The organism is Sinorhizobium sp. NFACC03 (assembly GCF_900103435.1).
Classification (GTDB): domain Bacteria; phylum Pseudomonadota; class Alphaproteobacteria; order Rhizobiales; family Rhizobiaceae; genus Ensifer.
On the sequence record NZ_FMXF01000012.1, the window covers coordinates 105,464 to 122,748 of the forward strand.

Below are 17,285 nucleotides of genomic sequence, written 5' to 3' on the forward strand. Positions count from 1 at the left end.
TACCGCCCAGCCGCGCAGCGCGTCACCCGACCTCAACATATTTCCGCCAGCTGTGTTGCGGCTCAAAGCCGAGCATCGCGCGGGCTTTGCGGTTTGATAGGAGCGTCTCGTATTCGCCGATCTGCCCCTTGACAGGAACGCCTTGGTAGAACCGGTCGATCAGTTCGCGGGTTGGAATGTCGGAGGACGTATCGTCGCTTGCTGCGTTGAAGACCTGGAACCCAAGACCGTCGGTCTCCACGGCCCTGAGGGTGATCTGGCCGAGGTCGCGCGCATCGACATAGCTCCAGGCAATGCGCTTGCGAAAGCCTGGATCGGCAAACCAGCCGGGGAAGAGATGGTATTCGTGCGGCTCGATCACATTGCCAATGCGCAAGGCATAGATGTCGGCGCCGCTTCTCAGTGCAAAGGCGCGCGCGGTCTTTTCGTTGATGACTTTGGAGAGTGCGTAGCTATCCATCGGGTCGACGTCATAGTCCTCGTCGAGCGGAAAATAACGCGGGTTTCGCGGCTCGTTGGCGAAGACGAGGCCGTAGGTCGTCTCACTCGATGCGATGACGATCTTGCGGATGCCAAGCTTCACCGCCGCCTCGATGACATTGTAGGTGCCCATCGCATTGACGCGAAAGAGCTCGTTGTCGGGGGCGATCAGGATGCGCGGGATCGCGGCAAAGTGGACGACGGCATCGATCGGCTGCGGCGCGAGCGACGGGTCGAATTCGTGCAGGCCGGTGTAGCTTGACAGTGCATTGAACACTTGGCCGCTGTCCGTGATGTCGGTGATCAGCGTGCGCACCTTCGGGTTGTCGAGGGGCTTCGTGTCGAGGTTGAGCACTTGGTGGCCTTGTTCGACGAGGTATTGCACGACATGGCGGCCGGCCTTGCCGCTCCCTCCGGTGAAGATGATCCGCTTGGTCATTGTGTTCTCCATGCTCTGCACGAATGGGGGGGATGCCTATCGATGATAGTTCGTCAAAGGGATCTTCCAGGCGGGGTCGTCGCAAGGTGCCGCGGCCAGCCGGCAAAACAGCGTGCCGACCACGGTCGCAGCGGATAAGGCGGAGGCGCCGGGGAGCCCTCAAACGACGCCCCGGCCACCGTTTTTACTTCTGGATGCAGGTATCCGCCGTGTCCTTGGTGCATTCGTCGAGGCCCGTGAATACCGGATCCTCCACGGGCTTGCCGGCGATCAGGTCCAGCATGACCGACGGCGCCTTGTAGCCCATTTCGAACGGCCGCTGGCCGACGAGCGCGGTTACGAGACCTTCCTTGGCAATCGCCACCTCGTCGCCGATCGTGTCGGCCGCGCCGATGACGAATTCATTTTTCGCGATCTTGTCCGCCATCGGCTTGAACAGGTCGCGATAGGGTTGCGGCGCCCCGAAAAGCGGCCAGCCGCCCATGATGCCGAAGGCGTCGAGGTCGGGATTAGCAGCGAGGATATCCGTCATCGCCTGTACGCCCTTTGCGCCGTCGTCATTGGTAAAGACCGGGCAACCTGCGACCTCCGTCCACCCGCCTTCACCCTTCAGTTCGGCAAGCCCGTCTTTCCCGGTCAGCACGTCACGCATGCCCTGGGCACGCCGCAGGATGTTGTCGGCACCAGGGTTGCCCTCGATCGTGCAGATCTTGCCACCGTTCGGCTTGGCCTTCTTGATGTAATCGGCGATCCGCGCGCCCATCGTGTAGTTGTCGGTGCCGAGATAAGTCTTGCGCAGGCCCGCGTCTTCCTTGGCGAGGTCGGCGTCGAGCGTCATGACCGGAACTGTCGGTTTGGCGGTTTTCAATGTCTGGGCAATCAGCTTGGCGTTGGATGGCGAAATGGCGATCGCAGCCGTGCTGGGCTTGCCGAGCATGTCCTGGACGATCTGCGCCTCGCCGGCTTCGTCGGAGGTCGACGCCGGGCCGGTGTAGAAGCACTCATATTCCGAACTTGTGTTTTCCTTGTTCCACTTCTGGCACCCCTGGTTGATCGCCTCGAAGAACGGATTGTCGAGGCCTTTGACGACAATGACGAGCTGCTTTTTCGTCTGGGCGCCGGCGGAGCCGGCGGCCAGCGCGAGCGCTGCAACTGCAAGCACCAATGCTTTCCTCATTCTATCCTCCCGTTGAACAAGCGGACACTGTCCGTCCGCGGCACAAATCAACCCGGATACCAGACGATGCGAGGGTCGCTTGACGGACGCTCGTATTGCCAGGCCTGGTCGATAAGCTTTTTAAGATCGTATTCCGGCTGCCAGCCCAGCAGGTACTTCGCCTTGCTGTTGTCCAACCAGTTAGAGTGGAAGTGGCTTGGAACGTCGACGGACGGCAGACCGCGCGTGCGCCTGAGGTAGCTTGCGACCTCGCCGTAGTCGACCGGGCGATCCATGGCGACGTTGAAGCGCTGGCGTTCTGCGCGCGGATTGTCGATCGTGTTGAGTATTGCCGAGACGAGGTCGCTGACGTGAACGAAGTTGCGCTTGAGCGGCCTTCCGTCGGCATCGCGCAGCAACGGAACCGTTCCGGCCTCCGCGTAGCGCCTGGCTTCGTCGGGCGCAAAAAGCGTTTTCCAGTCGGGTCCACCGAACACGTCATCGCCGAAGGAAAGCGAATATTTGAAGTCGTCCTTCTCCATGATCCACGGCGCCCGGAGGCAACAGACGTTCACCCTGTATTGGATCGCGTACTGCTCGACGATCACTTCCTCGAGCACTTTCGAGAGCGCGTAGCAGCCAGGATAGGCGCGGTGCGGTGTCGACTCCGTTATCGGTCCGTCATGAGGATAAAAGAAATGCCCGACCGCGGCGTCGCCGCCGATCAGGATGAACTGCCGTGCCGTGGGGCTCGTTCTGAACGCTTCGAGCAGCCAGAAGAGGCCCTTGACGGTCACGTCCATGACGTCGGCCGGCGTTTCCTTGCAAGTCGCCAGATGCACGACGTGGCTGACACCGGCAATCGCGTCTTCCGCGACCGCACGATCGGCAATGGAGCCGCGGATGATGTCGAGCCGCTCGGCTGGATCGAGCACACGGTTGTGGCAGAGCGCGCGAAGGCGCGCTTGCGAAAAACGTGGCCGATCAAGCAGCGTTGCTATGAGGTGCCGCCCGACCTTGCCAGTTGCCCCGGTGACAAGGATAAGCATGCTTATCTCCCAAGAGTTAGCTAATATATGATTGCTTCGCCCCAATGTCTATTTGTCATACAAAACAGGTTTATCGGGGGAGAGATCATTGACGCGTTCATGATGATTTGCGTAAATAAGCAGTCGCTGGCTCGCGAGGGGGCGGACATGCGGCGAGGCGTCCTGGCGGATTGGCGCGTGTTGGCGAGTCTGGAAGGCTGGTCGTGCTGCTAGAGCTCAGCAATATTTCCAAGCATTTCGGGGCCATACAGGCAGTGAATGACATTTCGCTGTCGTTAGAGGCCGGTCAGGTTGTCGGCCTGATGGGGGACAACGGCGCCGGCAAATCGACGCTTGTCAAAATGATCGCAGGCAATTTCCGTCCGAGCCACGGAACCATGCGCCTTAACGGCAGCGATATCGTCCTGCATCGCCCCATCGAGGCAAGGCAGTTCGGCATCGAGATCGTTCACCAGGATCTAGCCCTTTGTGACAACCTCTCCGCCGCCGCGAATGTCTTCCTCGGACGCGAACTGAGGCGCGGTATCGGCCCCTTGCGCGTGCTAGACTATAAGGCAATGTATCGCCGTGCCGGGGAGATCTTCAAAGAACTCCGCTCGGAGACCAGGCCACGCGACCTCGTGCGGCAGATGTCGGGTGGTCAACGGCAAGCGGTGGCGATTGCGCGTACGATGATCTCGCAGGCGAAGATCGTCTTGATGGACGAGCCGACGGCGGCAATTTCCGTGCGTCAGGTGGCCGAAGTGCTGCATCTGATCCGGCAGTTGCGCGATCGCGGTATCCTGGTCGTGCTCATCAGCCATCGTATGCCCGATGTCTTCGATGTCGCCGATCGCGTCGTCGTCATGCGCCGAGGCCGCAAGGTGGCGGACAAACCGATATCAGAGACTTCGCCGGAGGAGGTGACGGGGCTGATTACCGGCGCCATCGAGGGGGGATGAGGGACAAGCGAGCTCGATCTTCTGCACCGGAGGAATGGGAGGAACTATGGCAACGACCCTGGACCAGACGATCGAGCGCAGGCAGCGCACGCTCGGAGGAACGATCCTCGGGAACCAGACCTTCTGGGTTCTGATCGCTGTCATCCTTGCCTGCATCTTTCTGTCATTTGCCACCGACAGCTTCGCGACCGCAAAGAATCTTTACAACATCACCCGCAACGTCACCTTCGTCGCGATCATCGCCCTCGGCATGACGCTCGTCATCATCACCGGCGGGATCGACCTCTCGGTGGGCTCGGTGCTGTGCCTGTGCAGCATGGTGCTCGCCGTCACGATGCACGCGGGATACGGCATCGAGACGGGTATTGCCGTCTCGATCGCGACGGCGTTGGTGATCGGAGCGTTCAACGGCATTCTCATTGCTTATCTCGGTTTTCCGCCTTTTGTCGTGACCCTCGGCATGCTCTCGATTGCCCGAAGCCTGGCCATGGTCGCGTCCAACAATACGGTGGTTTTCGAGTTCGGCCCGGACCACGACAAACTGCTGTCGCTCGGCGGCGGATCCATCTTCGGTATCGCCAACCCGGTGATCTACATGATCATGCTGGCATTGTTCACCGGTTTCGTGCTGCGCTGGACCCGGATTGGCCGCTACATTTACGCCATCGGCGGCAACGAGAAGGCGGCCACTGCCACGGGCCTCCCCGTGCGGCCGATCAAGGTCTGCGTCTACATGATCTCGGCGCTCTCGGCCGGCATCGCCGGCATCATCCAAACCGGCTGGCTCGGTGCGGTGACGACCAATATCGGCGCCGGCATGGAACTGCAGGTCATCGCTGCGGCCGTGATCGGGGGCGCGAATCTCGCCGGTGGCGTCGGCACTGCCTTCGGCGCGCTCGTCGGCGCCGCACTGATCGAGGTGATCCGCAATAGCCTCGGGCTTCTCGGCATCAACGCCTTCTGGCAGGGTACGTTCATCGGCAGTGCGACTATCCTCGCGGTTCTTTTCGATCGTATCCGCAATTTCCGCCAGGGCGAGTAGCATTCAGCCTTCCGGCACGTTTCTCACGAGGACTGTAGAAGGGACTGGGTTGCGACGTAAGCCAGAAGTCACGCGAGTGGTGTCCCGCCGAAGCATCCCAGTTCTTCAATGAATCTACTGACATTGCTTGCGTTAAAGCCGGCGAGGGGCCGCAAGTTTGTTTGCGAGCTCATTCGATTATGTTGCCGACAATATTCTTGTGAAAAATCCTTCCCTCAGGCACAATTTATGAACGCAACCGAAGTGCGGCGCTATCTGAATTCCGGCCGTCACGCGCCGCGGAAGGGTTCGCGCGGGAGAGGCTGCGTCAATGGGCCAGGGGTTCTTCCTTTTGTTTGCTGCGGGGGCCGTGATCACCGCCCTGACAGTCGTCCTGGCGCGCAACCCTGTCCACAGCGCGTTGGCGCTGATGGCGTGTTTCCTGCAAATCTCGGCAATCTTCGTCCTGCTCGAGGCGCCGCTGCTCGCAGTCGTTCAGATCTTCGTCTATGTCGGCGCCATCATGGTCCTCTTCCTGTTCGTGATCATGATGATCGACGTGCGCGAGGCGGTGCTGCAGCGGTTTCTGCCGGGGCGAAATCTGCCTGCATTGACCCTGCTCGTCCTGCTTGGGGTCGAGATGCTTGCACTGGTGCTCTGGAGCGGCCGCTTCTCGGCGGTTGAGCCGATGGCACGGCGCGCCGGCGATCAAGTCAGGCAGCTCAGCACGACACTTTTCGCCGACTATCTCCTGCCGTTTGAAGTCGCTTCGATCATCCTTCTCGCGGCACTTGTCGGCGCGATCGTGCTGGCACGGAAGGAGCCCGGGTGATGGTTCCGCTCTGGTGGTACATTTCGCTCGCAGTAGTCCTGTTCGTGATCGGAGCCGCGGGTGTGCTGCTCAGGCGCAACATCCTGGTCGTGCTGATGTCGCTCGAACTGCTGCTCAACTCGGTCAACATCAATTTCATCGCGTTCGGACGTTACTACGATGATTTTCGCGGGCAGATCTTCGCGATCTTCGTCATCGCCATCACCGCGGCGGAGGTTGCCGTCGCCCTCGGCATTCTGGTCGCCCTCGTGAGGAACAAGGCCACCCTCAAGATCGACGACGTGACGGCGATGAAAGGATAGCGGCTTGGAACCGGTGCTATCAGTCCGGCCGCTACTTGCCGTCGCCATCGCCGGGCTGGCGGCACTTGCAGTTCTCCTTCTGAACAAGCACGAGAAAATCCGGGATGCCGTCTCGCCTCTGGCTGCAGTCGCCATGTTCGCGATCGTCATCTCGATGGCGCCCATCGTGCTGGCGGGCGGCACCGTCGTACTGCGCCTGTTCGAGATCCTGCCGGGGATCGACTTCGCTTTCCGGGTCGACGCGCTCGGCATGGTGTTTGCTACCGTCTCCTCGCTCCTGTGGATCGTCGCGGCAGTCTATTCCATCGGCTACATGCGGCACCTGAACGAGCACGCGCAGACCCGCTTCTTCGCCTGCTTTGCCACCAGTCTCGCCGCCGCCGTCGGTGGTGCTTTTGCTGCCAATCTGTTCACGCTGGTGATCTTCTACGAGGTGCTGAGCCTCGTGACCTATCCGCTCGTCTACCACCATGAGGACGAAGAGGCCTGGGCGGGCAGCCGCAAGTACCTCGTCTACCTGATGGGCGCGTCGAAAAGCGTGCTTCTCGCAGCGCTGGCGCTGACCTATCAAATTGCCGGGTCACTCGACTTTGTACCCGGAGGGTTGCTGGCGAGGGTCGATGCCTCGGCGCCGCTGCTGACGGTTGTCTATTTCTGCTACCTGTTCGGCTTCGCCAAGGCCGCCGTGATGCCGATGCATGCCTGGCTGCCCGCCGCAATGGTTGCACCGACGCCGGTCAGCGCGCTCCTACATGCCGTGGCGGTGGTCAAGATGGGCGTGTTCTGCGTGTTGCGGGTGGTGTTCCATGTCTTCGGCGTGGATCTGGTGGGCAGGCTGGGTCTTGGCATTGCGACGGCCTACCTCGTCTCCTTCACCATCCTGATGGCGTCGATCTATGCCCTGACCCGGGACGACCTGAAGGCGCGGCTCGCCTATTCGACGGTCAGCCAGCTCTCCTACGTGGTGCTGGGCGCGGTGCTTTTGTCCCCCGTCGCGATGATTGGCGGCATCCTTCATATCGCCGTGCACGCCTTCTCAAAGATCACGCTGTTCTTTTGCGCCGGATCGATCTACTGCGCCTCGGGAAAACGAAACATCAGCGACATGGCCGGCATCGGCCGCCGGCTGCCCTGGACGATGGGGGCATTCTTCGTCGCTTCACTCAGCATGATCGGCGTGCCGCCAACTGCCGGCTTCGTTAGCAAGTGGTATCTGACGCTCGGCTCGGTCGAAGCAGGCGAGATGGCGTTCCTGGCCGTCCTCTTGGCGAGCTCGGTCCTCAACGCCGCCTACTTCCTGCCCGTCAGCTATATCGCCTTCTTCAAAGCGGAGGCGCCGGGAGCGACGGAACCTGTCCGTGAAATTCCGCTGGTGACGATCCCGCTGGTCGCCACCGCTGCCTTGTCGGTGTTGATGGGCATCTTCCCCGGTTATTTCCTCGCCTTGGCGGAAGGAGTGGTCAGATGATCAAGCGTGTCGTCGATTTCTTTGGTGACGAGGGCTATGCGCGGTCGCGCCGCCGGTTGTTCTATACCGTGCTCGTTCTCATCGTCGTCGCCGATTTCCTGGTTCCGCGCGAACACGCCGAATACCTCTGGGACCGCTTGCCTGGCTGGTCTGCCGTCTATGGCTTCGGCTCCTGCCTGCTGCTCATCTTCGTTTCCAAATTCCTCGGCCATCAGGGTGGGCTCATGCGGCGCGAGGACTATTATGATTGAGTTCGTCCATCCCGCTCTGCTGTTCATGCTCGGTGCCTTGCCGATCCCGTTCCTGAAGGGATCGATCCGCAAGACCTACCTGGTGCTGATCCCGGTTTTGGCGATTGTCGCGGTGCTCACGATGGAGCCGGGCAGTTATGGCGCGGCGCACTTCATCGGGCAGGAAATCCTGTTTGCAAAGGTTGACAAGCTCAGCATCGTGTTCGCCACCGTTTTCACCATCATGGCGCTGATCGGCATGGTCTACGCGCTGCATCTGTCGCAAGCCGGCCAGCATGTGGCGGCCTTCGTCTACGTCGGCAGCGCGCTCGGCGTTGTATTCGCCGGCGACTACCTCACCCTTTACCTCTTCTGGGAGGGCATGGCGTTTGCGTCGGCCTATCTGGTCTTCGCGCAAGGAGGCGAACGGGCAATCCGTGCCGCGTTCCGCTATCTGATGGTGCATCTGACGGGTGGCGTCGCTCTGCTCGGCGGTATCGTGCTTCACGGGCTCGCAGCCGGCTCGCTGCTCTTCGGTCCGATCGCGGGCGGCGCTCTCGCGGGAACAATGGATACAGGCGGCTATCTGATCCTTGCAGGTTTTTTGCTGAATGCCGCTGTGCCGCCGCTCAATGCCTGGCTGACCGATGCCTACCCCGAGGCGACCGTCACGGGGGCGGTGTTCATGAGCGCCTTCACCACCAAGACGGCCGTCTACGTGTTGGCGCGTGCATTTCCTGGAACCGAGCTTCTCGTCTGGCTCGGTGCTGTGATGGCGCTCTACGGCGTCATCTACGCGGTGCTTGAGAACGACTGTCGGCGGCTGCTTGCCTATCACATCGTCAGCCAGGTGGGTTACATGGTGGCGGGTATCGGCATCGGCACCGAGATGGCCGTGAACGGAGCCACCAGCCACGCGTTTGCCCATATCCTCTACAAGGCGCTTCTCTTCATGGGCGCGGGGGCGGTGATTGAGGTCACCGGGCGGCGTAAGCTCACCGAGCTCGGCGGGCTCTACAAAACCATGCCGCTGACGGTTGCCCTCTACATGGTCGGCGCTTTCGCGATCTCCGCCTTTCCGTTCTTCTCGGGCTTCGTCACCAAGTCGATGATGATAGCCGCCGCCGGGCAGGACCACCGGGCGCTCGTGGTTCTGGCGCTGACGATGGCTTCTTCGGGCACGTTCCTGCACACCGGACTCAAGCTGCCCTACTACATGTTTTTCGGCACGGACCGAAAGCTGGAGGCGCGGGAGCCGCCCCGCAACATGCTGGTTGCCATGGGGATAGCGGCGGTGTTGTGCATCGTGATCGGCGTGTTCCCGGAACCGCTTTACGCGCTGCTTCCCTATCCGGTCGCCTTTGAGCCCTATACGGGCGTCCATGTCACCGAGAGCCTGGGCTTGCTGATGTTTACCGCGCTGGGCTTCGTCCTGTTCCTGAAAGCGCTCGATCCGGAAAACACAATCAGCATCGACACGGACTGGTTCTACCGCAAGGGTGCGCGTGCCTTCCTGTGGCTCGCCGAGAAGCCGCTGGCGCGCTATGAAAAGGCGGTGAGCAACGTGTCCGACACCTTAGCGTTGCCGCTTCTGCACGGGACGGCGCGCGCCGGGCTGCGGGTCGATCTCAACGGCGTCGATGCCGCCGTGAATGGCTTCGCGCGTGCGATCCTTGTTGGCGGCGGTGCGCTGCGGCGTCTGCAGACCGGCGTCGTCACTCACTACGCGCTGGCGATGATCGCCGGTGTGATCGCGGCGATCGCCGTTTTTGCCGTCGCGTGGCAGCAGGGGGTGTGATGGCGTTCCCGCTGCTCAGCCTCATCGTCTTCGTACCTGCCGCCGGGGCAGCGGTCGTGATGTTCCTGCGCAGCGACGATCTCGTGCGGTGGGCGGCGCTCGGCTTCACCGTGCTCGACTTGGCGCTCGCCATCGCGATGCTCGCCAGTTTTGACACCGGGACCTCCGAGATGCAGTTCGTCGAGAAGCGCCCGTGGGTGCCGGCGCTCGGCATTACCTTTGCGCTCGGTGTCGACGGAATCAGTGCGCTCTTCGTGTTCCTGACTGCGCTGTTGGGCTGGATCTCGGTGCTCGCCTCATGGATCGCCATCGACCGCAAGGTGAAGCAGTTCATGATCAGCCTGCTCGTCATGCAGGCCCTGATGTTGGGTGTGTTCTCGGCCCTCGACCTGTTTCTGTTCTACGTCTGCTGGGAGGCGATGCTGATCCCGATGTATCTGATCATCGGTATCTGGGGCGCCGACGGCCGGGTCTATGCGGCGTTCAAGTTCTTCCTTTACACCCTGGCGGGCAGCCTCCTGTTCCTGATCGGCATCATCGTGCTCTATTTCGAGGGCGGCAGGACCTTCGACATCCTTGCTTTGATGGAACTCGACCTGCCGTTCGAGGTTCAGTCCTGGCTGTTCTTTGCCTTCCTTGTCGCATTCGCGGTCAAGGTGCCGATGGTCCCGCTCCATACCTGGCTGCCGGACGCCCATGTGCAGGCTCCAACGGCAGGCAGCATCATCCTTGCCGGCGTGCTCCTGAAGATGGGCGCCTATGGGTTCTTAAGGTTCTCGCTGCCGATGCTGCCGGAGGCCTCGGTCCATTATTCGACCCTGATGATGGCGCTTTCGGCGCTCGCGATCGTCTATGGCGGCCTGCTGGCGCTGGCGCAGGACGACCTGAAGAAGCTGGTGGCCTATTCCAGCATCAGCCATATGGGTTTCGTGACGCTTGGGATATTTGCCCTCAACCCGCTCGGGCTCCAAGGCAGCATCCTGCAGATGTTCAATCATGGCGTGACGACCGGCGCCCTGTTTCTGTTCGTCGGCCTGATCTACGAGCGGACCCACACTCGCAGCATCGCCGACTATGGCGGCTTGATGAAGGTCGCGCCTGTCTACACCGGGTTTCTGGCGCTGTTCGTGCTGTCCTCGATGGCGCTGCCGGGAACGAACGCGTTCGTGGGTGAGTTGCTGGTGCTGTCGGGCGGGTTTGCGGCCAACCTGGCCCTCGGCGCGGTCGCAGTTTTGGGCGCATTGCTGGGCGCAGCCTATCTGCTCGGCATGTACCGGAAGGTCGCGCTTGGTCCGGCGAGTGTCGGTACGCGCTTCAAGGTCCGCGATGTCAACGGCCGCGAGATGGCGGCGATCCTGCCGCTCGCCGTTTTCGTGTTTTGGGTCGGGCTCTACCCAAAGCCCTTTCTCGCCATCATCGATAGCTCGGTCACGCATCTCTTGCAGCAGGTGCACGACAAGGGGAACGGCCCATGACTGCCGTGGCGCTCCTTCCGTCGATCGTCGCGAGCCTGCCCGAAATCATCGTGGTTACGGGGGCCTGCATCCTGCTGATCGCCGGACAGTTCGTGCCGAAGGGACGGGACGCTGTCCTTGTCTGGGCCTCGGTCGCAGTCGTGCTGCTTGCCGCCCTGGGGACATTCACACTGTCGGGTGGAGCGCAGCCGGCCTATGCAGGCATGTTCGTCGCCGACCCGTTCTCTGTCTTCTTCAAGTCCCTGTTTTACCTGGCGATCGTCCTGACGTTCCTGCTCTCGCGCAACTATGCCGATATCGAAGGGATCGGCGGCAGCGAATACTACGTCCTGCTGCTGCTTGCGCTTTCCGGCATGATGATCATGGCCTCGGCAACCGATCTCCTGTCGATCTATGTCGGTCTCGAACTGATGGTGCTCTGCACCTACGTGCTGACCGGCTTCCTGCGGCGTGAGCAACGGTCAAACGAGGCGGCACTGAAATATGTGATCCTCGGCGCAGTCTCGACCGGGATATTCCTTTATGGCGTCTCGCTGCTCTACGGCCTCACCGGCACGACGCAACTGGATCGGATGGCGGCAGCAGTCACCGGTGATCCGCTCGATCCGGGCTTGCTTCTGGCGGTGGTCTTCATTGTCGCCGGACTGGTCTTCAAGATTGGCGCGGTGCCGTTCCACATGTGGGTGCCGGATGTCTACGAGGGTGCACCGACGACGATAACCGCCTTCATGTCCGTCGGGCCCAAGGCGGCGGGTTTCGCGGTGATCCTCAGGGTGTTTCTCAATCCATTGGTCGCAGGCTCCAACGTCTGGATCATATTAGCCGTAATCGCGGTGGTGACGATGGCGCTCGGCAGTTTCGTGGCGCTGGTGCAGGACAATTTCAAGCGTCTGCTCGCCTATTCCAGCATCGCCCATGCCGGCTTTGCCATTTTCGGCATCGTGGCCGGCGGTGCCGACGGGGTCGCCAGTGTGATGCTCTACCTCTTGATCTACACCTTCATGAATCTCGGCATCTTCGGCGCCGTCATCATGATGCGAAATGGCAATTTCTCGGGCGAGGTTATCGAGGACTATGCCGGTTTCGCCAAGCTGCATCCGGGGCTGGCTCTACTGATGTTGCTCTATCTGTTCTCGCTCGCGGGCATTCCGCCGACGGCAGGCTTCTTCGCCAAGTTCTACGTGCTGGTTGCGCTCGTCGAGCGTGGTTTCGTCCTGCTGGCCGTGATCGCAGTGCTCTTGAGCGCTGTCGCCGCCTATTTCTACATCCGCATCGTCATGGTGATGTTCATGCGCGAGCCGGAACGGGTGTTCGAGCCGGCGCTGACGCCTCTGGTCGGCGCCGCTCTCGCCGTCACCGCCGCCGGCACGGTCGGCATCGGACTGTTTCCTGCGTGGTTTCTGAAGCTCGCTCAGCAGTCGGCCTTCGGCGGCTGAGCGATCGGATTTGCATTGGCCCATGCGACGGAATAAACTAGCGGTTTAGGAAAGGAATGCCCTTAGTCGCTTCCCGGGGCGACCGCGTTACCGGCCGGAATGAGCCGATCGCGGCTTGAGCAACGTCCCCGATGGGTGACCGGGCTGCGCAATATGTCTGCAGCGGAATTCCTCCCGGTTCTTATCATGATCGCCGGAATTGTTCTGGTGGTGGGGGCGACGCTTTTTGTTTCCTCGCTCTTGCGGCCGTCCAATCCTTATCCCGAAAAGAACATGCCCTATGAATGCGGCATGGACCCGGCAGGCGAGGCGGCCGGGGGGCGCTTCAGGGTGCAGTTCTTCATCCTCGCGATCCTCCTGGTCGTCTTCGATGTCGAGGCGATGTTTCTCTTTCCCTGGGCGGTCGTCCTCAAAGAGATCGGTATCGTCGGCTATCTTGAGATGTTCGTCTTTATCGTCCTGCTTCTCGTGGGCTTCGCCTACGCCTGGCTGAAGGGAGCGCTGGAATGGGAGGAGTAGGAAACGCAATCCAGGACAGCGTGCTGTTCACCACGGCCGAGAGCGTCATCAATTGGAGCCGAAGGTCGGCCTTGTGGCCCGAGACCTTCGGTATCGCCTGTTGTGCCATCGAAATGATCTCGGCCGGTTGCGCGCGCTACGACCTCGACCGGTTCGGTGTGGTGTTCCGCCCTTCGCCGCGGCAGTCCGATGTGATGATCATCGCTGGCACTGTGACCCGTAAATTCGCGCCCGTCGTGCGCCGGCTCTACGACCAGATGCCGGAGCCGCGCTGGGTGATCGCCATGGGTACCTGCGCTATATCGGGCGGCGTCTACAACACCTATGCCGTGGTGCAAGGGTCTGAAACTTTCGTTCCGGTTGACGTGCACGTCCCCGGATGCCCACCGCGCCCCGAGGCGCTGATGCATGGCTTCCTGCTGCTGCAAGAAAAGATCAAGAGGTCCCGCGCGCTGGCCGGAACGCCTCTCGATCGGGCTGCGGCATCATGAGTGTCGAGCCGTCTCTCAATCGCGCTCCGATCCTGGAGCGCTTCGGGGAAACGATCGAGGATCTCGGCACTGCACATGGCATCGATGTCTTTATGGTTCCGCCCGAAAAGATCGTCGAGTTCTGCCGGTTCCTGAAAGACGATCCGGAGCTCAGGTTCAATTTCCTTTCCGACATCTGCGGCGTCGACCACTATCCCGAAACGCCGCGCTTCGAGGCGGTCTATCATCTCTATTCGCTGCCCAACCGCTGGCGGGTCCGCATCAAGTGTCGGCTTGGCGACCCGCCTGAGGTCCCCTCGGTCACCGCGGTCTGGCGCACCGCCAACTGGCATGAGCGCGAAGCTTGGGACATGTATGGCATCCGATTCCAGGGGCATCCCGATTTGCGCCGGATCTATATGTGGGAGGGCTTCGAGGGCTTTCCTCAGCGCAAGGATTTCCCGCTCAGGGGTTACAAGGACAAGCTGAACCCGTTTGGTGCCGAAGGTCCGCCGCCGACACAGCCAGACCTCGCCACGCGGGAGATTCCATAGGGAGGGAGAAGGACTGGTGCGGGCGGTTTTCCGCTGGGACCGATCCGACATCATCATGAACTACGGAGACCGATCGACGCCGGAGAGTTGAGATGACCGAAGTCACCGAGCTCACGAGGCCGGAAGGAGAAGCGCTCAACAGCAAGGAAGTGCTTCTCAATCTCGGGCCCCAGCACCCCAGCACCCATGGGGTTCTCCGGCTCGTCCTCGAACTGGACGGCGAATATGTCAAGCGGGTGGACCCCCACATCGGCTACCTGCATCGCGGCACCGAAAAACTGGCGGAAAGTTTCACCTATACGCAGATCTTCCCGCTGACCGACCGGCTCGACTATCTCTGCCCACCTTCGAACAACCTGGCCTTCGCGCTCGCGGTGGAGAAACTCCTTGGCATCGAGGCCCCGGTGCGGGCGCAATATATCCGCGTGATGATGGCGGAACTCGCGCGCATCTCCGGTCATCTGCTGATCACCGGCGCACTACCGATGGATCTCGGCGCCATGACCGCGCTGCTTTACGTGATGCGCGAACGTGAAATGATCATGGATCTCATGGAAATGGTCACCGGCGCGCGCATGCACACCTCCTTCTGCCGGGTTGGTGGCGTGCGCGAGGACCTTCCTGACGAATTCTTCCCGAAGATCCGGGAGTTCTGCGACATCTTCCCGAACCGGATCCGCGACTATGAGCGGTTGCTCGAAGACAACCGGGTGTTCCTGAAACGCACCCAGGGCATTGGCGTCATCTCTGCCGAGGACTCCATTGATCTTGGACTGAGCGGTCCTAACCTGCGGGCTTCCGGCGTCGACTGGGACATCCGCCGTGACGAGCCTTACGAGATCTACGACCGGCTCGATTTCAATGTCATCACCCGCACCGAGGGCGATTGTTATGCACGTTGGCGGTGCCGGGTCGACGAGATGCGCGAAAGCATGCGGATCATCGAACAATGCATCGACCAGATGCCCGAGGGGCCGTTCCAGGTCGACATGCCGACGATCGCCTTCCCCGTCGACAAGGAGCGCGTGCATTGCTCGATGGAGGCGTTGATCCAGCATTTCGACCTGTCGGCCTATGGCTTCAACGTGCCGAAGGGCGAGGTCTATTCGGCAATCGAGGCACCCAAGGGTGAGCTGGGCTTCTACATCATCAGCGACGGGTCGCCGAAACCGTTTCGCATGAAGGTCAGGGCACCCTCGTTCGTCAACCTCCAGGCGGTCTTCGGAGTGACGAACGCTCGCTATCTGGCGGACATGATCGCCGTGCTCGGCAGCCTCGATCCTGTGATGGCGGAGGTGGACAAGTAGCAGGGATTTGGACGTGATGACGATGCGCGAAAAGATCGAACAGGCGGCGGCGCGGTACCCCGACCAGCGCTCGGCGATCATGCCCGCGCTTCTGATCGCGCAAACGGAACATGGCCATCTGCCCGGGCCGGTGCTGGAAGAGGTCGCCGAAATCCTCGGTGTCGAGCGGATCTGGGTCTACGAGCTGGCGACCTTCTATACGCTTTTCCATACCGAGCCGGTGGGGACGTTCCATCTGCAGCTTTGCGACAATGTCTCCTGCATGCTGCGGCGCTCCGAGGACCTGCTGACGCATCTGGAGGAGGTCCTTAGGATCAAGAAGGGCGGCACGACCCCCGACGGGCTGTTCACGCTGTCGACTGTCGAATGCCTGGGCGCCTGCGAGATGGCCCCGGTGATGCAGGTCGGCGACGACTATCACGGCAATCTCGACATCGAGCGGATCGATGCGCTCCTCGCCCGGCTGCGCGCGACGGTGCCCGAGACGATCGGCGCCGATCTTGCTGCCGCCGAACCACCGGGGGAATAGCGCCATGTACGAACCGGTTCTTCTGAAGAACGTGCACGTGCCGGATGGACATCTCCTCTCCACCTATGAGTCCGGCGGTGGCTATCGAGGGCTTGCCAAAGCCCTCAAGGAATACACGCCCGACGAGATCGTCGAGCTCGTCAAGCGATCGAACCTGCGCGGCCGTGGCGGAGCCGGGTTTCCGACCGGCATGAAGTGGAGTTTCGTGCCGAAGCGGGCCGACAAGCCGAAATATCTCTGCTGCAACGCCGACGAAGGGGAGCCCGGCACCTTCAAGGACCGTATCGTCATGGAGCGCGACCCGCACCAGCTGATCGAGGGCATGGCGATCAGTGCCTACGCGATCGGGGCTGAGGTCGCCTATGTCTATATTCGCGGAGAGTATGTGCTGGCGATCCGAAGGCTGGAACAGGCGATCGCGGAGGCCAAGGCCAAAGGGTATCTCGGAACCCGGATACTAGGCTCGGATTTCAATTTCGTCGTGCACGTCCATTGCGGCGCGGGTGCCTATATCTGTGGCGAGGAGACCGCGATGCTCGACTCGCTGGAGGGCAAGAGGGCGCAGCCGCGCCTGAAGCCGCCATTCCCGGCGGTTGCAGGGCTTTATTCCAGCCCGACCGTCATCAACAATGTCGAGACGCTGGTCTGCGTGCCGCATATCGTGGCGCGGGGTGCCGATTGGTTCCGCAGCATCGGACCGGAGAAGAGCCCCGGACCGAAGCTCTATTGCGTCAGCGGGCAGGTGCGCAAACCCGGGCTTTACGAACTGCCGATGGGAATTCCGCTTCGCGAACTCGTCGAGGACCATGCCGGCGGGCCGCCGGCCGGTCGCAAGATCAAGGCGGTGATCCCAGGTGGTGTTTCCGCGCCGGTGATCCCGGAGCCGGGCCTGGACGTCGGGATGGACTTTGACTCGCTTGCTGCCGCCGGCACGATGCTGGGCTCGGCCGGGGTGATCGTCGTCGACGACACGACCTGCATGGTCAAGGTCGCCACCCGCATCATCGAGTTCTTTCACCACGAGTCCTGTGGCAAGTGCACACCCTGCCGCGAGGGGCTGAACTGGATGGTGAAAGTGCTGCGCCGGATCGAAGCGGGCGAGGGCGCCCCCGGCGACATGGAGCAGCTGGATATGCTCTGCAAGGGCATTTTCGGCAATACGTTTTGTGCTTTGGGTGACGGCGCGGCGATGGGATTGCGGGCCTCGCTGGCGTATTTCCGCGAGGAGTTCGTCGCCCATATCGAGGAGCGGAAGTGTCCGTTCCACTGAGGAGCGCTC

General features: G+C 61.5%; 18 protein-coding genes. 15 read left to right on the forward strand and 3 right to left on the reverse strand.

Annotated features, from left to right (window positions below; all coding sequences use genetic code 11):
* Positions 1-22: 22 nt before the first annotated feature.
* From BLU35_RS16850 to BLU35_RS16860, 3 genes are all read right to left on the reverse strand, one after another.
* Entirely contained in the window at positions 23-919 is an 897-nt protein-coding gene (locus BLU35_RS16850) for an NAD-dependent epimerase/dehydratase family protein (RefSeq protein WP_093233802.1), read from the reverse strand.
* 184 nt (positions 920-1,103) lie between these two features.
* Complete coding sequence (locus BLU35_RS16855) at positions 1,104-2,096, reverse strand: sugar-binding protein (protein ID WP_093233803.1); 993 nt, start codon at positions 2,094-2,096, stop codon at positions 1,104-1,106.
* A gap of 47 nt (positions 2,097-2,143) precedes the next feature.
* Complete coding sequence (locus tag BLU35_RS16860; RefSeq protein WP_093233804.1) at positions 2,144-3,124, reverse strand: NAD-dependent epimerase/dehydratase family protein; 981 nt, start codon at positions 3,122-3,124, stop codon at positions 2,144-2,146.
* Positions 3,125-3,294: 170 nt separating this feature from the next.
* Between BLU35_RS16860 and BLU35_RS16865 the strand changes: the two genes are divergently transcribed.
* From BLU35_RS16865 to nuoF, 15 genes are all read left to right on the forward strand, one after another.
* Complete coding sequence (locus BLU35_RS16865; protein ID WP_093233805.1) at positions 3,295-4,065, forward strand: ATP-binding cassette domain-containing protein; 771 nt, start codon at positions 3,295-3,297, stop codon at positions 4,063-4,065.
* 46 nt (positions 4,066-4,111) lie between these two features.
* Positions 4,112-5,107 (forward strand): ABC transporter permease, encoded by a 996-nt coding sequence (locus BLU35_RS16870; RefSeq protein WP_093233806.1) that lies wholly within the window; start codon positions 4,112-4,114, stop codon positions 5,105-5,107.
* Positions 5,108-5,417: 310 nt separating this feature from the next.
* Positions 5,418-5,918 carry an NADH-quinone oxidoreductase subunit J family protein gene (locus BLU35_RS16875; protein ID WP_093233807.1) on the forward strand — a complete coding sequence of 167 codons (501 nt, stop codon included), beginning with the start codon at positions 5,418-5,420 and terminating at the stop codon, positions 5,916-5,918.
* Complete coding sequence (nuoK, locus tag BLU35_RS16880) at positions 5,918-6,220, forward strand: NADH-quinone oxidoreductase subunit NuoK (protein ID WP_065376020.1); 303 nt, start codon at positions 5,918-5,920, stop codon at positions 6,218-6,220. Before BLU35_RS16875 ends, nuoK begins: the two co-directional genes overlap by 1 nt.
* 4 nt (positions 6,221-6,224) lie before the next feature.
* Positions 6,225-7,688, forward strand: coding sequence for a monovalent cation/H+ antiporter subunit D family protein (locus BLU35_RS16885; protein WP_093233808.1), 1,464 nt, complete (start codon positions 6,225-6,227; stop codon positions 7,686-7,688).
* Positions 7,685-7,939, forward strand: a complete 255-nt coding sequence (locus BLU35_RS16890) for a hypothetical protein (protein WP_093233809.1) — start codon at positions 7,685-7,687, stop codon at positions 7,937-7,939. Before BLU35_RS16885 ends, BLU35_RS16890 begins: the two co-directional genes overlap by 4 nt.
* On the forward strand, positions 7,932-9,716 hold the full coding sequence (locus tag BLU35_RS16895; RefSeq protein ID WP_093233810.1) for a Na(+)/H(+) antiporter subunit D: 1,785 nt from the start codon (positions 7,932-7,934) through the stop codon (positions 9,714-9,716). Before BLU35_RS16890 ends, BLU35_RS16895 begins: the two co-directional genes overlap by 8 nt.
* Positions 9,716-11,191: a complex I subunit 4 family protein gene (locus BLU35_RS16900; RefSeq protein ID WP_093233811.1), complete on the forward strand. Its 1,476-nt coding sequence runs from the start codon at positions 9,716-9,718 to the stop codon at positions 11,189-11,191. The genes BLU35_RS16895 and BLU35_RS16900 overlap by 1 nt, the downstream gene beginning before the upstream one ends.
* Positions 11,188-12,627 carry an NADH-quinone oxidoreductase subunit N gene (locus tag BLU35_RS16905; protein ID WP_093233812.1) on the forward strand — a complete coding sequence of 480 codons (1,440 nt, stop codon included), beginning with the start codon at positions 11,188-11,190 and terminating at the stop codon, positions 12,625-12,627. Before BLU35_RS16900 ends, BLU35_RS16905 begins: the two co-directional genes overlap by 4 nt.
* Positions 12,628-12,780: 153 nt before the next feature.
* Complete coding sequence (locus BLU35_RS16910; protein WP_093233813.1) at positions 12,781-13,146, forward strand: NADH-quinone oxidoreductase subunit A; 366 nt, start codon at positions 12,781-12,783, stop codon at positions 13,144-13,146.
* Positions 13,134-13,637: a NuoB/complex I 20 kDa subunit family protein gene (locus BLU35_RS16915; protein WP_093233814.1), complete on the forward strand. Its 504-nt coding sequence runs from the start codon at positions 13,134-13,136 to the stop codon at positions 13,635-13,637. Before BLU35_RS16910 ends, BLU35_RS16915 begins: the two co-directional genes overlap by 13 nt.
* Complete coding sequence (locus tag BLU35_RS16920; RefSeq protein ID WP_093233815.1) at positions 13,634-14,170, forward strand: NADH-quinone oxidoreductase subunit C; 537 nt, start codon at positions 13,634-13,636, stop codon at positions 14,168-14,170. The genes BLU35_RS16915 and BLU35_RS16920 overlap by 4 nt, the downstream gene beginning before the upstream one ends.
* A 92-nt stretch (positions 14,171-14,262) precedes the next feature.
* Positions 14,263-15,477, forward strand: coding sequence for an NADH dehydrogenase (quinone) subunit D (gene nuoD / locus BLU35_RS16925; protein ID WP_093233816.1), 1,215 nt, complete (start codon positions 14,263-14,265; stop codon positions 15,475-15,477).
* A 16-nt stretch (positions 15,478-15,493) separates the two neighbouring features.
* Positions 15,494-16,006, forward strand: coding sequence for an NADH-quinone oxidoreductase subunit NuoE (nuoE, locus tag BLU35_RS16930; RefSeq protein ID WP_093233817.1), 513 nt, complete (start codon positions 15,494-15,496; stop codon positions 16,004-16,006).
* Between the two features lie 4 nt (positions 16,007-16,010).
* Positions 16,011-17,276 carry an NADH-quinone oxidoreductase subunit NuoF gene (gene nuoF / locus BLU35_RS16935; protein WP_093233818.1) on the forward strand — a complete coding sequence of 422 codons (1,266 nt, stop codon included), beginning with the start codon at positions 16,011-16,013 and terminating at the stop codon, positions 17,274-17,276.
* Positions 17,277-17,285: the final 9 nt, after the last annotated feature.

What these genes read in the sequence shown, in the direction of transcription:
- BLU35_RS16870 (WP_093233806.1), top strand. Translation starts at nt 4,112, where the DNA reads ATGGCAACGACCCTGGACCAGACGATCGAGCGCAGGCAGCGCACGCTC.
- BLU35_RS16915 (WP_093233814.1), top strand. Translation starts at nt 13,134, where the DNA reads ATGGGAGGAGTAGGAAACGCAATCCAGGACAGCGTGCTGTTCACCACG.
- nuoE (WP_093233817.1), top strand. Translation starts at nt 15,494, where the DNA reads ATGACGATGCGCGAAAAGATCGAACAGGCGGCGGCGCGGTACCCCGAC.
- BLU35_RS16900 (WP_093233811.1), top strand. Translation starts at nt 9,716, where the DNA reads ATGGCGTTCCCGCTGCTCAGCCTCATCGTCTTCGTACCTGCCGCCGGG.
- BLU35_RS16855 (WP_093233803.1), bottom strand. Translation starts at nt 2,096, where the DNA reads ATGAGGAAAGCATTGGTGCTTGCAGTTGCAGCGCTCGCGCTGGCCGCC.
- BLU35_RS16850 (WP_093233802.1), bottom strand. Translation starts at nt 919, where the DNA reads ATGACCAAGCGGATCATCTTCACCGGAGGGAGCGGCAAGGCCGGCCGC.
- nuoF (WP_093233818.1), top strand. Translation starts at nt 16,011, where the DNA reads ATGTACGAACCGGTTCTTCTGAAGAACGTGCACGTGCCGGATGGACAT.
- BLU35_RS16895 (WP_093233810.1), top strand. Translation starts at nt 7,932, where the DNA reads ATGATTGAGTTCGTCCATCCCGCTCTGCTGTTCATGCTCGGTGCCTTG.
- BLU35_RS16910 (WP_093233813.1), top strand. Translation starts at nt 12,781, where the DNA reads ATGTCTGCAGCGGAATTCCTCCCGGTTCTTATCATGATCGCCGGAATT.
- nuoK (WP_065376020.1), top strand. Translation starts at nt 5,918, where the DNA reads ATGGTTCCGCTCTGGTGGTACATTTCGCTCGCAGTAGTCCTGTTCGTG.
- BLU35_RS16890 (WP_093233809.1), top strand. Translation starts at nt 7,685, where the DNA reads ATGATCAAGCGTGTCGTCGATTTCTTTGGTGACGAGGGCTATGCGCGG.
- BLU35_RS16920 (WP_093233815.1), top strand. Translation starts at nt 13,634, where the DNA reads ATGAGTGTCGAGCCGTCTCTCAATCGCGCTCCGATCCTGGAGCGCTTC.
- BLU35_RS16860 (WP_093233804.1), bottom strand. Translation starts at nt 3,124, where the DNA reads ATGCTTATCCTTGTCACCGGGGCAACTGGCAAGGTCGGGCGGCACCTC.
- BLU35_RS16875 (WP_093233807.1), top strand. Translation starts at nt 5,418, where the DNA reads ATGGGCCAGGGGTTCTTCCTTTTGTTTGCTGCGGGGGCCGTGATCACC.
- nuoD (WP_093233816.1), top strand. Translation starts at nt 14,263, where the DNA reads ATGACCGAAGTCACCGAGCTCACGAGGCCGGAAGGAGAAGCGCTCAAC.
- BLU35_RS16905 (WP_093233812.1), top strand. Translation starts at nt 11,188, where the DNA reads ATGACTGCCGTGGCGCTCCTTCCGTCGATCGTCGCGAGCCTGCCCGAA.